14 protein-coding genes are annotated in these 15,180 nt (G+C 64.5%); 3 read left to right on the top strand and 11 right to left on the bottom strand.

Annotated features, from left to right (window positions below; translation table 11 throughout):
* Positions 1-10: 10 nt before the first annotated feature.
* A complete protein-coding gene (locus tag AC1DZ5_RS07605) occupies positions 11-772 on the bottom strand; it encodes an SDR family oxidoreductase (protein ID WP_477887665.1) in 762 nt (253 codons plus the stop codon).
* Positions 773-922: 150 nt separating this feature from the next.
* Here AC1DZ5_RS07605 and AC1DZ5_RS07600 point away from each other — a divergent pair, with 150 nt between their 5' ends.
* Positions 923-1,768 carry an IclR family transcriptional regulator gene (locus AC1DZ5_RS07600; RefSeq protein ID WP_477887663.1) on the top strand — a complete coding sequence of 282 codons (846 nt, stop codon included), beginning with the start codon at positions 923-925 and terminating at the stop codon, positions 1,766-1,768.
* Here AC1DZ5_RS07600 and AC1DZ5_RS07595 read toward each other — a convergent pair.
* The 10 genes from AC1DZ5_RS07595 to AC1DZ5_RS07550 form a co-directional block, all read right to left on the bottom strand.
* Positions 1,765-2,817, bottom strand: a complete 1,053-nt coding sequence (locus AC1DZ5_RS07595; RefSeq protein WP_477887661.1) for an ABC transporter ATP-binding protein — start codon at positions 2,815-2,817, stop codon at positions 1,765-1,767. The genes AC1DZ5_RS07600 and AC1DZ5_RS07595 overlap by 4 nt on opposite strands.
* A gap of 22 nt (positions 2,818-2,839) precedes the next feature.
* A complete protein-coding gene (locus tag AC1DZ5_RS07590) occupies positions 2,840-5,041 on the bottom strand; it encodes an ABC transporter permease (RefSeq protein WP_477887659.1) in 2,202 nt (733 codons plus the stop codon).
* Positions 5,042-5,107: 66 nt separating this feature from the next.
* Positions 5,108-6,133, bottom strand: coding sequence for an ABC transporter substrate-binding protein (locus tag AC1DZ5_RS07585; protein WP_477887657.1), 1,026 nt, complete (start codon positions 6,131-6,133; stop codon positions 5,108-5,110).
* Positions 6,130-7,221, bottom strand: a complete 1,092-nt coding sequence (locus tag AC1DZ5_RS07580; protein WP_477887655.1) for an ABC transporter ATP-binding protein — start codon at positions 7,219-7,221, stop codon at positions 6,130-6,132. The genes AC1DZ5_RS07585 and AC1DZ5_RS07580 overlap by 4 nt, the downstream gene beginning before the upstream one ends.
* A complete protein-coding gene (locus tag AC1DZ5_RS07575) occupies positions 7,218-8,279 on the bottom strand; it encodes a sensor histidine kinase (protein ID WP_477887653.1) in 1,062 nt (353 codons plus the stop codon). The genes AC1DZ5_RS07580 and AC1DZ5_RS07575 overlap by 4 nt, the downstream gene beginning before the upstream one ends.
* A 29-nt stretch (positions 8,280-8,308) precedes the next feature.
* Positions 8,309-8,995 carry a response regulator gene (locus tag AC1DZ5_RS07570; protein ID WP_477887651.1) on the bottom strand — a complete coding sequence of 229 codons (687 nt, stop codon included), beginning with the start codon at positions 8,993-8,995 and terminating at the stop codon, positions 8,309-8,311.
* A gap of 176 nt (positions 8,996-9,171) precedes the next feature.
* Entirely contained in the window at positions 9,172-9,711 is a 540-nt protein-coding gene (locus tag AC1DZ5_RS07565; RefSeq protein ID WP_477887649.1) for a hypothetical protein, read from the bottom strand.
* A gap of 97 nt (positions 9,712-9,808) precedes the next feature.
* On the bottom strand, positions 9,809-12,103 hold the full coding sequence (locus AC1DZ5_RS07560) for an EAL domain-containing protein (RefSeq protein ID WP_477887647.1): 2,295 nt from the start codon (positions 12,101-12,103) through the stop codon (positions 9,809-9,811).
* Positions 12,104-12,192: 89 nt separating this feature from the next.
* Positions 12,193-12,591 carry a GFA family protein gene (locus AC1DZ5_RS07555; RefSeq protein WP_477887645.1) on the bottom strand — a complete coding sequence of 133 codons (399 nt, stop codon included), beginning with the start codon at positions 12,589-12,591 and terminating at the stop codon, positions 12,193-12,195.
* An 18-nt stretch (positions 12,592-12,609) separates the two neighbouring features.
* Positions 12,610-13,677 carry a 3'-5' exonuclease gene (locus tag AC1DZ5_RS07550; RefSeq protein ID WP_477887643.1) on the bottom strand — a complete coding sequence of 356 codons (1,068 nt, stop codon included), beginning with the start codon at positions 13,675-13,677 and terminating at the stop codon, positions 12,610-12,612.
* A gap of 69 nt (positions 13,678-13,746) precedes the next feature.
* Between AC1DZ5_RS07550 and AC1DZ5_RS07545 the strand changes: the two genes are divergently transcribed.
* Both AC1DZ5_RS07545 and AC1DZ5_RS07540 read left to right on the top strand, forming a co-directional pair.
* On the top strand, positions 13,747-14,205 hold the full coding sequence (locus tag AC1DZ5_RS07545) for a flavodoxin domain-containing protein (protein WP_477887641.1): 459 nt from the start codon (positions 13,747-13,749) through the stop codon (positions 14,203-14,205).
* Positions 14,206-14,267: 62 nt separating this feature from the next.
* Positions 14,268-15,158: a CoA transferase gene (locus AC1DZ5_RS07540; RefSeq protein WP_477887639.1), complete on the top strand. Its 891-nt coding sequence runs from the start codon at positions 14,268-14,270 to the stop codon at positions 15,156-15,158.
* Positions 15,159-15,180 lie beyond the last annotated feature (22 nt).

The raw sequence follows: 15,180 nt of genomic DNA, 5'->3' as shown, positions 1-15,180 counted from the left end.
GTTACGACGCTCAAATGGTGACGCCACCGTCGACCAGCAGGGTCTGCCCGGTGACAAAGCGCGATTCGTCACTGGCGAGATACACCACCATGGGGGTGATGTCCGACACCGTGGCCAGGCGCCCCATGGGCTGGCGGGCAATGAAGTCTTTTTCAGCCTGCACCGGGTCGGCAGCACTGGCAATGCGCCCGCGCAGCGACGGGGTATCTACCGTACCAGGGCACAGCGCATTGGCGCGCAGGCCAGCCTTCACATAGTCGGCCGCCAGCGATTTGGTCAGGCCAATGACCGCGGCCTTGGTGGTTCCGTAGGCGCAGCGGTTGGCAAAGCCTTTGATGCTGGACGCCATGGACGCCATGTTAATGATGGACACGCTGCCGCCTTGCGTCTCGACCTTGGCCAGCATGGCCGGCAAAAAGGCGCGTGTCATGCGGAACATACTTTTCACGTTCAGGTCAAAGCTCAGGTCCCAGTCTGCTTCCGTGCACTCCAGCACACTGCCGTTGGCCACCATGCCCGCGCAGTTAAACAGGGCGTCCAGCGCTGGGGTGCGGGCAGCCAGAGCCGCCACAGCCGCGTCATTGCGTACGTCCAGCAGCTCCACCTGGATGCTGCTGTGCTCGGCAGCCAAGGTGTCCAGAAACGCCTGGTTGATGTCGGTGGCAATCACGCGGGCTCCCTCGGCTGCACAGGCCAGTGCGCTGGCCCGGCCAATACCCTGCGCCGCGGCGGTGATAAGCACTGTTTTACCTTGCAAACGCCCTTGACCCATGCTGCTGACTCCGGTTTAATAATTCAAATATGAATAAACAATTCATGTATGAAGCAGAATGATAGGCATGTTTGCTGCTGCAAGGACTAGGACTTACCCTAGGCCACGGAGGCTCTGCTATAAAAACCCAAGAACGAAAGTGCACCACCCATGACCACGCCAGAACCCAAGCCCCGCGGCCGCCGCCCCAAGACCGAAGAACCGCAGGACCTGCTGGCCACCGACGAGCGCTACCGCGCGCCCGCTCTGGACAAAGGGCTGGACATTCTGGAACTGCTGGCCACGCAGCCGCATGGCCTGACACGTGCCGAAATCGTGAAGGAAATGGACCGCAGCGCCAGCGAGATCTACCGCATGCTGGAGCGCTTGGTGGTGCGCCAATACGTGATGCGCAACCCGTCGGGGGACCGCTATGCGCTGAGCCTCAAGCTGTTTGCACTGGCCAATATGCACCCGCCCTTGAGCCGCCTGATCAACCAGGCGCTGCCCGTAATGGACGAATTTGCGCGCAAGGCGGAGCAGTCCTGCCACATGGGGGTGTATGACCGCGGCAATGTGCTGATCAGCGCACAGATCAACAGCCCCAGCGGCTGGAGCTTTGCGGTGCAACGCGGTGCACGCGTGGGCCTGCTGGACACGGCCTCGGGTCACCTGCTGCTGGCCTTTGCCGACGAAGGAAGCTACCGCCGCATGCTGGCCGAACACACACCGCTGGACGGCGAGGTGCCCATCACCGAAACGGCCTTGCAGGCCACTCTGTCCAGCGTGCGCGAACGTGGGTTCCTGGAGCGCGACAGTGCGCAAACACTGGGCGTGATCGATATTTCCTTCCCCATCCTGGGACCCGACAACACGGCGCTGGCCACCCTCACCTGCCCCTACATTCGCCGCATCGACCGCCACATAGGCCCGGACATGGCCGACGTGCGCGAACACCTGCGCGAGGCGGCCAGGGCCCTGTCACTAACGCAGGGCATGGCGCGCGAAGTGGCCTAAACCGCCACCACCGACACCCCACGCTCCGACAGTTGCAGGGTCACGGCATCGCCGCTGCTCCAGCTGCCCTGCGCGTCAGACGACACCACAAAGATCTCCCCCAGACTGGTATCCACGGTCAGCTCCTGGAAGGAGCCCAGGTAGGCCGCCTTGGACACGGTGCCCAGCAGCCCCTGCCCATGTCCATCGTGTACCGACCAGGCTTCCGGGCGGATCGCCACCTTCACCGGGCCGGTGGCCACGCGCTGGGGCGTGGTGAGGGTCAGCGGACCCAGGCGCACGGCGCCTTCGGCTTCGCACACGCCATCCAGCAGCACGGCCTCGCCCATGAAGCCGGCCACAAACTCGGTCTTCGGGTTCTCGTAAAGCTCGCGCGGGCTACCGGCCTGGGCGATCAGGCCGCCATCCATCACGATGATCTGGTCGCTCACCGCCAGGGCCTCACTCTGGTCGTGGGTGACATAGGCCACCGTGAGCTTGAGGCGCTGCTGCAGGCTGCGAATTTCTTCGCGCATGGAGCGGCGCAGGCGCGCGTCCAGATTGGAAAGCGGCTCGTCAAACAGCAGCACTGACGGCTCCAGCACCAGCGCACGTGCCAACGCAACGCGTTGCTGCTGACCGCCCGACAACTCTGCCGGGTAGCGTGCCTCGTAGCCCCCCAATCCCACCAGCGCCATGGCGGCCCGGGCGCGGTCTTGCACCTCGGACTTGGGCACACCGCTCACCGTCAGCCCGTAGGCCACATTTTCCAGCACCGACATATGGGGGAACAGCGCATAACTCTGAAACACCATGCTCACATTCCGCTCAGCAGGTCCCAGGTTGGTCACGTCACGGCCGTCGATGAATATCTGCCCGCCAGACGGTGTCTCCAGACCAGCAATCATGCGCAGCGTGGTGGTCTTGCCACAGCCCGAGGGGCCCAGGATGGTGGTGAGCGTGCCCTTACGCACCTCGAAGTCGATGCCGCGCACGACCAGCGGGCTATTGGCGCCGCCATAGCGCTTGATGACCTGACGGAAGGAGATGCCTGTGTTGGTAGTTGTCATGAGAAACCCGATCAAATGAAGTTCAATGCGCCGCCGGTGTTGCCCGGCGACCCAGCTTGCGTTCGCCCACCAGGGCCTGCACCAGCAGCGTGCTGCAGGACATCAGCACGATGAGCACCGTGCAATAGGCCAGCGCCACGCCATAGTCGCCATTGCCCACGCGGCCGATGATGTAGGTGGTGGACAGCTCGTACTGCGCCGTGACCAGAAAGATCACCGCTGACACGGTGGTGATGGAGCGCACAAAGGAATACACCAGCGCAGCCACCAGCGCCGGCTTGATAAGCGGCAGCACCACCCGGCGCAGCGTGGTCAGCGTGTTGGCGCGCAGCATCAGCGAGGCCTCGTCCAGCGAACGGTCCAGCTGCTTGAAGGCCGCCGTGCCCGCCCGCACGCCCACCGGCAGGTTGCGGAACACAAAGCACAGCACGATGATGAGCCCGGTGCCCGTCAGCTCCACGGGCGGCACGTTGAAGGCCAGGATGTAGCTCACCCCCAGCACCGTGCCGGGCACGGCAAAGGTCAGCAGCGCCGAGAACTCGAAGGTAGCCTTGCCACGGAACTCGGTGCGTGCCAGCAGCCAGGCAATCAACAGGCCCATGCCCGCGCAGATGGGGGCCGCCATGGCCGCCAATGACAGCGTGGTGAACAGCGAGTTCCAGGCTGTGCCGGCCCAGACCCAGCCGAACGCGCCCCACTGCACATCAAACGCCGTGCGGAAGTGATTCAGCGTGGGCGTGTAGTCGCGCCCCCAGGTCTGCACAAAGCCACCGGCAAAGGCAAACAGGTAGACCACCAGCGTGAACAGCAGCCAGGGCCCGGCCACGCCCAGGCAGAGCTTGCGCACGGCCGCTGGCAGCGGCATGGGCAAGCCCGCGTCGCCCTTGCCTGCCACTGTGGTGAAGCTGCCCTTACCCAGCACGCGGCGCTGGATGAAGAACACCACCAGCGCAAACAGCGTGAGGATAAGCGACAGCGCCGCCGCCATGCCGGGGTCCAGCGAAGAGCCAACGATGGCAAAGAAGATTTCGGTGGACAGCACGGCAAACTGCCCGCCCACCACAATAGGGTTGCCGAAGTCGGCCATGCTTTCGATGAAGCCGACGAGGAAGGCATTCGCCAGGCCGGGCTTGAGCAATGGCAGCGTCACGCTCCAGAAGGTCTGCATGCGGTTGGCGCGCAGGGTCTGCGACGCCTCTTCCATGGACGGGCTCACGCCCTGCACCACCCCGCGCATGATCATGAAGGCGATGGGCGTAAAGGCAAACAGTTGCGCCAGCCAGACCCCAAAGAAACCGTAGAACCAGCGCGTGGGTTCGATATGGAAGGCCCACTCCATGAACTGGTTGTAGAGCCCAGCACGACCGAACAGCAAGATCAACCCCAAGCCCACCACAAACGGCGGCGTGATGATGGGCAACATGGCCAGAATGTTGAGCGGACGCGCCAGCCGCTTGGCCTCGCGCTCGGCCCACAGGGCGATCAGGGTGCCCAGGAACGTGGTGCCTGCTGCCGTCAGCAGGGCCAGGCCCAGCGTGTTCCAGGCCACACCGCAGCGGCTTTGCGACACCATACAACCCAGGCCCCAGATGCGCACCGTGCCGATGCGCTCCCAAAGCGCAGCCGCGGCAAACCGCCCCTCGTCATTGAGCACACTGCCCATCAGCGACTTGAGCACCGGGTAGACCACAAACAGCGCCAGCAGCGCCGCGCAGCCTAGCACCGCGCCAGCCACAAAAGCATCGCCCTTGAAGCCACCCAGCCGGGTCACCCCGATCGACAGCAGCGCCAGCAGGCACACCACCACCACAAAGCCACCCCAGCCCATGCCAGGCTGGGTCAGCTCGATAGGGCCCATCAGCGCGTTGAGCCAATCCCAGGACCAGCCCACCATGCCAATGGCAAAACCGCTGAGCAGCAGCCCGGCCAGGCCCAGCCCAGCCCCGCCGCACAGCAGCAGCCCCTGCAGGCGGGCGTGTGGGCTCAGCAGCGCCGTGCCGGCCAGCAGCAAGCCGGCCAGGCCCGATGCCAGCCAGATGCGGTGGTGGCTCCAGGCTTGCGTCCAACCACTGGCCGTGGATGGGCCACCCCAGACGCCCGACAAGGCGTCCCCCAGCCCGCCGCTTTGCAAAAAATACCAGGGCAGCAGCACAAAGGCCGCCAGGCCCAGCGCCAGCCACAAGGCAATGGCGCGGTGCAGGCGCCACGGATGTTCGTGTGTCATGAATGTGGAGAGAAAGACAGTGCAAACCCGCCGCAGTGTGCGGCGGGGCGGATCAGATGGCGAGGCTTAGCGGCCCTGGCCGTTGACGTCGCGCTCCCAGCGCTGGATCAGGCGCTTGCGCTCGGCGGACTGGCCGTACTTGGCGTAGTCGTAGTCAATCATCTTGATCTTGCGGAAGTCGGGCACGCGCGGGTCCACCTTGGTCTCGCGGTTGGACGGCAGCTGGAACTGCAGCGTGGCCGCACCCAGAGCCTGGGCACCAGGGGTCAGCGCCCAGTCGTAGAACTTCTTGGCCGCGTCGAGATTGCGCGCACCGCGCACGATGGACATGGAGCCAATCTCCGCGCCCGTGCCGTCGCTGGGGGTGATGGTTTCCAGCGGAAAGCCCTGGGCTTTTTCACCCGGGCCGTCGTGCACAAAGCTGATGGAGATGGCCGCCTCGCCGCGTGCCACGGCCTTGATAGGGCCCACGCCCGAGCGCTGATAAGTGGCAATGTTCTTGTGCAGCTTGGCCAGATAGTCAAAGGCTTTGTCTTCGCCCATCAGCTGCACCAGCGTGGCGATCATGGTGTAAGCCGTGCCACTGGACGACGGGTTGGCGGACTGGATCTCGCCCTTGTACTCGGGCTTGATCAGGTCGGTCCAGGTCTTGGGCACGGCCAGCTTCTTCTTGGCCAGCAGCTCGGTGTTGTAGCCAAAGCCCAGCGGGCCGGAATAGATGCCCACCGTCTTGTAGCCCGACTGCGCGGCCTGCTTTTGCGCCCAGTCGTAGAGCTTGGGCAGCATGGGCGATTTGTACTCCTGCGTGAGGTTCTGCTCGGCCGCCACCAGGTGCGGGTCACCCGTGCCACCAAAGAACACATCCGTCTTGGGGTTGGCACGCTCGGCCATGAGCTGGGCCACCGCCTCGCCCGAACCCTTGAGCGTCATGTTGACCTTGACACCCTGGCTCTTCTCGAACGTGACGGCAATCATGCTGCACCAGGGCGCCTGGCCGGAGCAGATGATGTTGACCTCGCCACCCGATTGGGCAGAAGCCGACACTCCGGCCGCAGCCATGAGGGTCAGCACCAGCAATTCATTTTTTTTCATGGTTGTCTCCTAGATTGAAAGACCGGAACGGTCTGAGGGGTCGAAACACTTGTGGGCAAAAGGACGCTAACCCCTTTTCGCGACAGAAAAAGACTGACCGGTGCCCCGGCCTCGTGGCGGCGGCCGGTCAGGTCCGAGATGACGAGCAGGCTACCCAGTGCGGTCTGCACCCACATCTCCGCCGTGCGGCCAAGATAGGCGCTGCGCAGCACTTTGCCGGCCAGCCCCTGGGTACCGGCGGGCTCTATGCGCCAAGCCTGTGGCCGCACCACCACCTGCACAGCCCCATGGCGCAAGCCCTGGCCGGCGTCGATGGTGAGCGGGCCCAGGGTGACCTGCCCGGCGCCATCGCAATGCGCCTCGAACACAGTCGAGTCGCCCATAAAGCGGGCAACGAACTCCGTCTGCGGCTGTTCGTAGATGTCGCGCGGGGAACCAATCTGCACCACGCGCCCTTCCTGCATCACCACCACCTGGTCGCTGACCGACATGGCCTCGGCGTGGTCGTGGGTGACATAGAGCACCGTCAGCCCCAGGCGCTGCTGCAGCTGGCGAATGTCCTCGCGGATATGGCGGCGCAGGTTGGCGTCCAGGTTGGAGAGGGGCTCGTCCAGCAGCACCAGCGCGGGCTGCAGGGCCAGGGCGCGTGCCAGCGCGGTGCGCTGCTGCTGCCCGCCGGAAAGCTCGTGGGGCAGGCGGTCTTCCAGCCCGTCCAGGCCCAGCAGGCCGATAACCTGGGAACAGCGCTCGGCCTGCACGGCCGCCGGCATGCCTTGTACCTTGAGGCCATAGCGCACGTTGTCCTGCACCGACAGGTAAGGAAACAGTGCGTAGCTCTGAAAGACCAGGCTCATGTCGCGCTGGTCTGCCGGGCGCTGGGTCAGGTCTTCCCCGCGAAAGAAAATCTGGCCCGCATCCGGCACTTCCAGCCCGGCCACCAGGCGCAGCAGCGTGCTCTTGCCGCAGCCCGAAGGCCCCAGCAACGTGGTCAGTCGGCGCTCGGGCACGCGCAGCTGCACACCGCGCAGCGCGCGGTAGCCGTTCGCATAGGTTTTTTCAATGCCGTGCAAGTGCAGCCCCTGGCTCATGCGGGAACCCGCAGCGTGGCGTGCGAGAGAGGTTGGGCCAGCGGCGCCGCGACCGGCTGCGATGCCGTGGTCGGGGTCTGCCCCTCGGGCAACGGCCAGCGCACTACCGCATCCACCCCCACCACGGTGCCGCCCTGCAGGCGGTTGTACAGGTCCAGGCTGGCCTGCATGGACACGGCAATCTGCTTACATATCGACAGCCCCAGGCCCACGCCGGTGCCGCCGCTGGCCGACTCAAACGGCAGGAACAGGCGCTCGCGCACCTCCTCGTCAATGCCGCCGGCGTTGTCCCACACCAGCAGCTCCACCTCGGTCGGCAGGTAGCGAATCACCACACCCAAGCTGCCACTCGGGCGGCTCTGGTGGATGGCATTGGCCACCAGGTTGCGCAACAGCTCCCCCACCAGCCAGCCGTCGGTGTGCAGGCGCACCGGCAGTGCTTCGAGGGACACGTCCAAGCGTTTGCGCGCAATCAGCGGCGCGCACTCCACCAGCACCTCACTGGCGATGTGCTGCAGGTCAATGTCCGTCCACTGCGCGTTCTGCAGCTTCTGGTCCACCTTGGCCTTGGACAGCAGCTGGTTGGCCAGGTGCGAGGCCCGGTCCACGGTACGTAGCATCTTGGGCAGGGTCTCTGCGGTCTGCAGCTCACCCGCTATCGCGCCTTGCAATTGGGTTTTGAGCACCGCCAGCGGCGTGCGCAGCTGGTGCGAGGCTTCGGCAATAAAGCGCTGCTGCTGATCGAGTGCGGCCTGTTGCTGCTGCCACTGGCTGTTGAGGCCACGCACCATGGCCTCCAGCTCGGGGGCCGGGGCATGTGGCAACAAGGCGGTATCCTGCGGGCGGCGCGCCGCCACCGTGGCCGCCAGGTGGTGCAAGGGGGCCAGGCTGCGGCCGGCGCCCCACCAGGCCAGCAGGCCTAGCAACGCCAGCGCCATCATCGCCAGCCCCCACCATTCGGCATCGCGCCATGACAGCCCCAGCCCTGCCAGGCCCAGCACCGCCCCGGCGGTAACCACCGACAAGGCCATGCACCACAGCGCAATCTGCACGCGCATGGACCTGCTGCTTGGCGCCGTGCTTGGGCTCATGCGGACACCTGTGTCTCGCTGGCCAGCTCGTCCACCAGAAGGTAGCCCACACCACGCATGGTCAACACACTGGTGCCGGTGCCGGCCAGGCGTTTGCGCAGCCGGTGGGCCAGCACATCCACCGCGTCGGGCTGGTGGTCAGCCTCGCCGCCAAAGACGGCGTGAAACAACTCATCGCGTGACACCGGGCGCCTCGGGCGCATGATCAAGGTGCGCAGCATGGCAGCCTCACGCGGCGCAATCTCCAGCGGCCGGCCAGAGCGCATCAGGGCGCCGCTGGCCATGTCCAGATGCAGATGGCCGCAGCGGAACTCTTCCACGCCCTGGCTGCGCCGCACCAATGCCTTGATGCGTGCCACCAGCTCTTCGGTGTCAAAAGGTTTGGTCAGGTAGTCATCGGCCCCGGCCGTGAGTCCTTCCACGCGCTCGCCAATCGAGCCACGGGCCGTGACCACCAGCACCGGGATGCGCATGCCGGCATCGCGGATGCGCTGCAAAAACTCCAGCCCATCCATGCCCGGCAGACTCAGGTCCAGCACGATCACGTCAAATGTGCGTTTGCGCACCAAGGCGAAGGCCTCCTGCCCGTCGGCGCAGCACACGGGCGCCAACCCGCGCGAAGCCAGCACACGGCTCAGCGCATCCACCAGGTCCAGATCATCTTCCACCAATAACAACTGCATGGGGAGAATGGTGCGCTGTGCCCGGTGCAGCCGCAATAGGGAAAGCTAGGTGAAGCAGTGAAAGGAAGTTGAAACCCTTTCACAAGGAATGCGGGAGAGCGCCCCCAAGCACAGGAACCAGAACGCTATTAAATCAATAGCTACTGGCGCATATTGCACGGGGGCCAGAGGCCAAATTAGCTCACAAACACGTATTTACCCGACTGCTTTTTTGGTGTGAACGCCAGAAAGTCAGGGAACAATTTGGAGCGCACGTACCAGACATAGGCCAGCACCGCGATGTTGATGCCCACCGCCACCAAGGTGATGACGGGCTCGGCGTTGAAGTCTTTGAAGGCTTTGGACAGTTGCACCACCTGCAGCAAAAGATAGGCGTTGTAGAAACCCGCCAGGTTTCTGTAAAAACCCCAGGCAAACAACAGCGGCAGGCCGGCACACAGCAACAGCGCAACCCCCTTGCCGACGGGCCCCCACGCAGCCGCCATGCCCCAGCCTATCCACAGCCCCAGCAGCGCCTGGGCATACATGATCCACAGCAGGCGGTCGATCTTGTTGGCATGCTCATCGACCTCAGACGCATCTACGTGCGAAGCGATGTAGTGCGCCAACACGCTGTCACGCACGCCGTGCCCCTTTAGCAGCCGGAACACGGCCGTTTTGCCCACACCAGCGGTTAGCAAGGCTTGCACCTTGGCTTTGGTTTGTTTTTTGTTCACGCTCTTTCTCCCTGAAGCGGGAAGTTTAAGAAAGCGCGACGAATTTGCCCATCCCCCAAACGGGTGAACTTGCTTCCAAACAAGGCCAGCTGGTGGGCTAAGCGGGGCTTTTGCCTTTGGGAAACTGCGCCAGCAGGTCTTGCAGACTAAGCGGACGGCTCAGCAAAAAGCCCTGGATCAGCGTGCACCCGGCCTCGCGCAACACCATGAGCTGCGGCAGCGTTTCCACGCCCTCAGCAATCACATCCAGTCGCATGTGCTGGCCTAGGCCAACGATGGTGTTGACGATGGCGCGGTCGCGCTCCTGCGTGGGCAGGTCACGCACAAACGAGCGGTCCACCTTCATGGACGAGATGGGCAGGTTCTTCAACATGGACAGCGAGGAATGCCCCATGCCAAAGTCGTCCAGGCTGATCTCGAACCCCAGCTTGCGCAGGTCGTGCATCACGCGCACCACCTGCTCGGGATGCTTCATCAGCATGCCCTCGGTCAGCTCCAGTGAGATGCTGCTGGGGTCTATGCCCAGCGAGGCTGTCAACTGGCGCAGGTTTTCTGGCAAGGCGCAATTGGCAAACTCGGTGGCCGCCATGTTGACGTGGACCTTGAGGCCATCAAACCCCGCCGCGCGCAGCGTAGCCAGGTCGTGACAGGCCTGGGCTATCACCCACTGATCGATCTCCACGATGAGGTGGCTTTGCTCAGCAATGGGGATGAACAGGTCGGGCGGCACCAGCGTGCCGTCCTGGCGGCGCCAGCGCACCAGGGCCTCCACGCCGTGCATGCGGCCCGAGGCAATATCAAAGATGGGCTGGTAGGCCAAAAACAACGCGTTGTCCTGCAGCGCGTGGTTAAGCTCGGTCTCGATCGCCAGGCGCTGGGCGATGGAAGCCTGCTGCTGCGCCAGCAAATTGGGGCTGCTGTTGGAGAACACGTCGCTGTTGTTGCGGCCGTTTTGTTTGACGCGGTACATCGCCGCATCCGCACTGCGCAGCAGCTCGGGGCTGGTCAAGCCGTTGTCGGGGAAGCGGCTGATGCCTACGCTGGCCGACACGGTGAGTTCAATGCCCTCGTACTCAAACGGCGTGCGTGCGGCTTCCAGAATCTGCTGCGCGATATGGGCTAGCTCCGCATCGTTGCGGCACGGCACCAGCACCGCAAACTCGTCGCCCCCCAGGCGACCTACCACAGCATCATCCGGCGCCACCTGCTTGAGCCGCGCCGCAAAGCCGCGCAGCACCACATTGCCCGCCTCATGGCCGAAGGCATCGTTGATCGGCTTGAAGCGGTCCAGGTCGATGTACATCAGTCCGAATACGGTATTGGCCCTGGCCGCACGCACACAGCGCCGGTCCAACAGGGCATAGAAGTGCGCACGGTTGGCCAGTTCGGTGAGTTCGTCCACCTGCGCCATGTGCCGAATTTCGGCCTCTTTTTCCAGGCGCCCAGCGGTCTGGGCAATCAGCGCGCCTATGGTCTTGGAAAGCTTGGGCAATTGGGCTTCCGGCTGGCGCGACAGGCTGCTGTAAAACTCCAGCACGCCAGGGCGGTGGTGCACTCCATCATCCGACACATAGGTCACCGGAAACACATAGCCCGACCACAGGCCACAGACCCGGGCACTGGTATGGCGCAAAAAGCTGGGGTCGTTGCCCATACTCTCCACCCACTGTGCCTCGCCACTTTCCCACACACGGCCCACCAGGCCTTCGCCAGCCCGCATGTGGAGGGTTTCACTGGCTTGCGAAAATTCCGCGAGGTCGTAATCGGGGGGATGCCAGAAGTTCTTGCAGGCCAGGTACGGCTGCACCAGACCGGAGTGCTCCATGCCCCAATAGGCGCCCCACTCCCAGCCCAGATTTTTGCAAATCAGCTGGATGGCGCTGTCAATGGCATCGCCCAGTGCGTGGCTGCCCACCAGGTATTCGGTCAGCTCAAAACCCAGCCGCTCGCGCACCGCCGCATGTTTGACCTGGCTGATGTCCTGCAACATCCCATTGAGCAGTTGTGGATGCTGCGGGTCATGGGGCAGCGTAGAGATGCGCAGCCAGCGCATGCCGTCGGCCACACTCAGCACACGCACCTCGACACCCTCCGTGCAAGGCACCGCCGTATCTGACAGCAGCGCGACCAGCCGGGCCGCATCATCGGGCACCACGTGGATCAGGGTCTCGTCCAAGTTTTTGTGATGACGGCCCTGCACATCGAGCAGTTTGGCTGCATGGGTGGACAGCAGAATCTGCCCGCTGTGCGCGTCATACCACCATAGCCCGAACCCGGCAGCAGCTTCCATGGCAGACGCGTGGTCTGTATCCGTGCGCAGCTTGGCCCGCAGGGGGATAGAGATGCCCAACTTTGGGGCTATGTCCAGGAGAGCGCCAACGAAGACGGCCATTTGTTTTCCATGTCATACCTTATGGCCAACATAGCACGCAAGTTACATGCCGACACAAATTCGACCTCAGGCTTGGCGCGCTTCCCGAACTACAGGTAGCTGGTGATCGCTGGCGCTGAGGCCTTGTCGTGCAAACCGTCGATGTACACCACGGGGGCCGCGGCCAGGGTCTCGGGGCTCACGTCCTCCAGGCAACCCAGGTTGACGCTGTAGATCTGGTGGCCATTGGGAGTATTGCCAATGCCGAAGGCGCGCACACCACAGTGGCGGCAAAAGTAGTGCTGGTTAAGCCCGGTGTTGAACAGGTACTGGGTCTGCGCGCCCTCGCCCGCCAACAGCCGGAACGCAGCGGGCCGCACCACGGCATGCCAAAACCGCGTGCGACTGCAGATGGAGCAGTTGCAGCGGTAGGTGGCAACACTCAGGTCGATGTCCGCTTCAAAACGCACCGCGCCGCAGTGGCAACTGCCGTGGTAGGTCGTCAACATCCCAGGCCCTCCGCAAATTTACAGCTGCTGGTGCACCACCACGCCACTGCGCGTGGAGTACTTGGCCAGGGCGTCCATCTTTTCGATCTGCACCGCCGCGTGGCGGTGGTTGTAGACCTGGTCGCGCAGCCAGTCGAATTCGGCATGCAGCGCAGCGTCGTCGGCCAGGCGGGTGGCCCAAACACGCTGGTCGGCGTTCCAGCGGTAGCCGCGCGCCTTCAGCAGGTCTTTGGCGTCAAACGGGGCGTTGGTGGCGCTCAGGCGGTAGCTGGGGTTATTCGCCGCCTCCAGCAGCTGGGCCAGGCCGGTGTGGGAGGCGTGCGGCAGTGGCACGGCCAGCACGGCCAAGAGCGCGTGGCAGTCCATCTCGGCGCGGTGGGCGTCGTAAAACAGGCCCAGCGCCTGCGCCAGGCTCTCCAGCTTGGCAGAGCCGCGGCCCTGGGCCTTCCAGTCAATGTCGGCAAACGAGCAAGACCATGCCACCTTGGCAAACGCAGGCAGGCGGCTTTCGACAAACGGGCGGTCAAAGCCCGCGTTGTGGGCAATCACCACGTCCACCCCGTCCAGCAACTCGGCCACGCGGTCCAGGTCCAGCGCCTGGCCCTGCACATCGGCATCGGTAATGCCGGTAATGGCCACCACCTCTTTGGGAATCGGTTTGCCGGGGTCTTCCAGCCCGTCGTACACCACCACCGGGCCCACGGGCAGGCCGGTGGCGGTGTCCACATCCACGCGCAGCAGCGCCAGCTCGATGATCTTTTCCTTGGCCTGGTCCAGACCAGTGGTCTCGGTGTCCAGCACCAGAATGCGCTTGATCGCCCCCTGGGCCGTGCCCGGCCAGTTCAGCCGGGGCACCAGGCGGCGCTGCACACGGTAGTCGGGGTGGGCTTCCAGCGCGCGGGCCATGGCCTCGGCATCCAGTGCCGGGGCTGCAGGCACAACGTCGGCCACCGGGGCGGGCGCTGCGCGGGCGCTGGCAGGCGCCTTGGTGGCGGCGCTGGATGCACGTTTTTTGGCTGCCGGCTTGGTGCTGGGCAGCGTGGGCAAATCGGGCAAAAAGTCAAAACCGAGCTGGTCTGTGGTCACGGGCGCACCTGGCAACAATAGGTGCCCCATTATTGCCCCTATCATCGGCGCCACCCTCCGGAAACCCCTATGCAAATCACCATTCTTGTGGGCAGCGTGCACGGCAATGCCAGCGCCGTGGCCCAGGCCCTGCAGATGGCCGCCGACGACATTGCCGCCCAGATCACCGTATTGCCCATGGACGGCCTGGACATCAGCGTGTTCGACCAACCCGGCGCCTTCATCATCTGTACCAGCACCACCGGCAGCGGCGATGTGCCCGACAACGCCCAGGCGCTGTTCCACTCGCTGGATGCCCAGGCCAAGTACCTGGGCCACGTGCGCTTTGGCCTGGTGGCGCTGTGCGACAGCAGCTATGGCGACAGCTTCATGGGCGGCGGCAAACAGTTTGACGAACGTCTGCGCGACCTGGGCGCCCAGCGCGTGGGCGAGATCTGCGTGCTGGACGCCATGGAGACCAGCCAGCCCGAGGAAGACGCCGTCGCCTGGCTCAAGGCCTGGGCAGTCCAACTCGCGACAGTTGTATAAGAAACAAGGCTCTAGCCCCCGTAGAATCTGCGCAAGCAGCTTCACTTTTGATAGCAAACACCATGACCACCAGCGCCCCTGCCCCTGCCGCAAAACCGCTGCGCCCCCTCAAAGGCGTGCGCATTCTCAGTCTGGCGCTGAATTTGCCGGGGCCGGCCGCGCTGATGCGCTGCCACGCCATGGGCGCCACCTGCGTGAAGCTGGAGCCCCCGGTTGGCGACCCCATGGGCGCCTACAACCCCAAGGCCTACGCCACGCTGCACGCGGGCATGAAGATCGCCATCGCCGACCTCAAGACCGAAAAAGGCCAGCAAGCCCTGCACAAGGAATTGGCCCGCACCGACGTGCTGCTCACCTCGTTCCGCCCCTCGGCCCTCAAAAAGCTGGGCCTGGAGTGGAAGGCGCTGCACAAGCGGTACCCCCAGCTCTCGGTGGTGGCCATCGTGGGCGCCCCCGGCGCACGAGCCGATGAACCCGGCCACGACCTGACCTACCTGGCCGAAAACGGTCTGGTCACCGGCCTGGACCTGCCGCCCACGCTGTATGCCGACATGGGCGGCTCGCTCATGGCGTCCGAGGCCGTGCTGCAAGCGCGCCTCCACCAGTTGCAAAAAGGCCGAGGCGCCTACCTGGAGATTGCCCTGTCCGACGCTGCCGGCTATCTGGCCCTGCCCCGCAGCTGGGGCCTGACCACGCCGGGCGCTGCCGTGGGGGGCGGCCACGCGGGTTACCGCGTCTATCCCTGTAAAGACGGCCGCGTGGCCCTGGCCGCGCTGGAGCCCCACTTCGCTGCCGCGCTGGGGGCCGAGGCCGGTCTGCCACAATCGGGGCTTCTGGCCATGTTCGCCCCCGAGGCCCACACCGCCATCGCCGCCTTTCTGGCTGGCAAAACCCGTCGGCAGCTCAATGCGCTGGCGCTTTCCAAAGACATACCGCTGTACACGCTGGCCTGAAACCGGCCCGCCTCTTTTTTGC

This window comes from Rhodoferax sp. P1_F3, assembly GCF_056405715.1.
The sequence above is the reverse complement of the archived record's forward strand: the minus strand, read 5'-3'. Positions and strand labels throughout refer to the sequence as shown.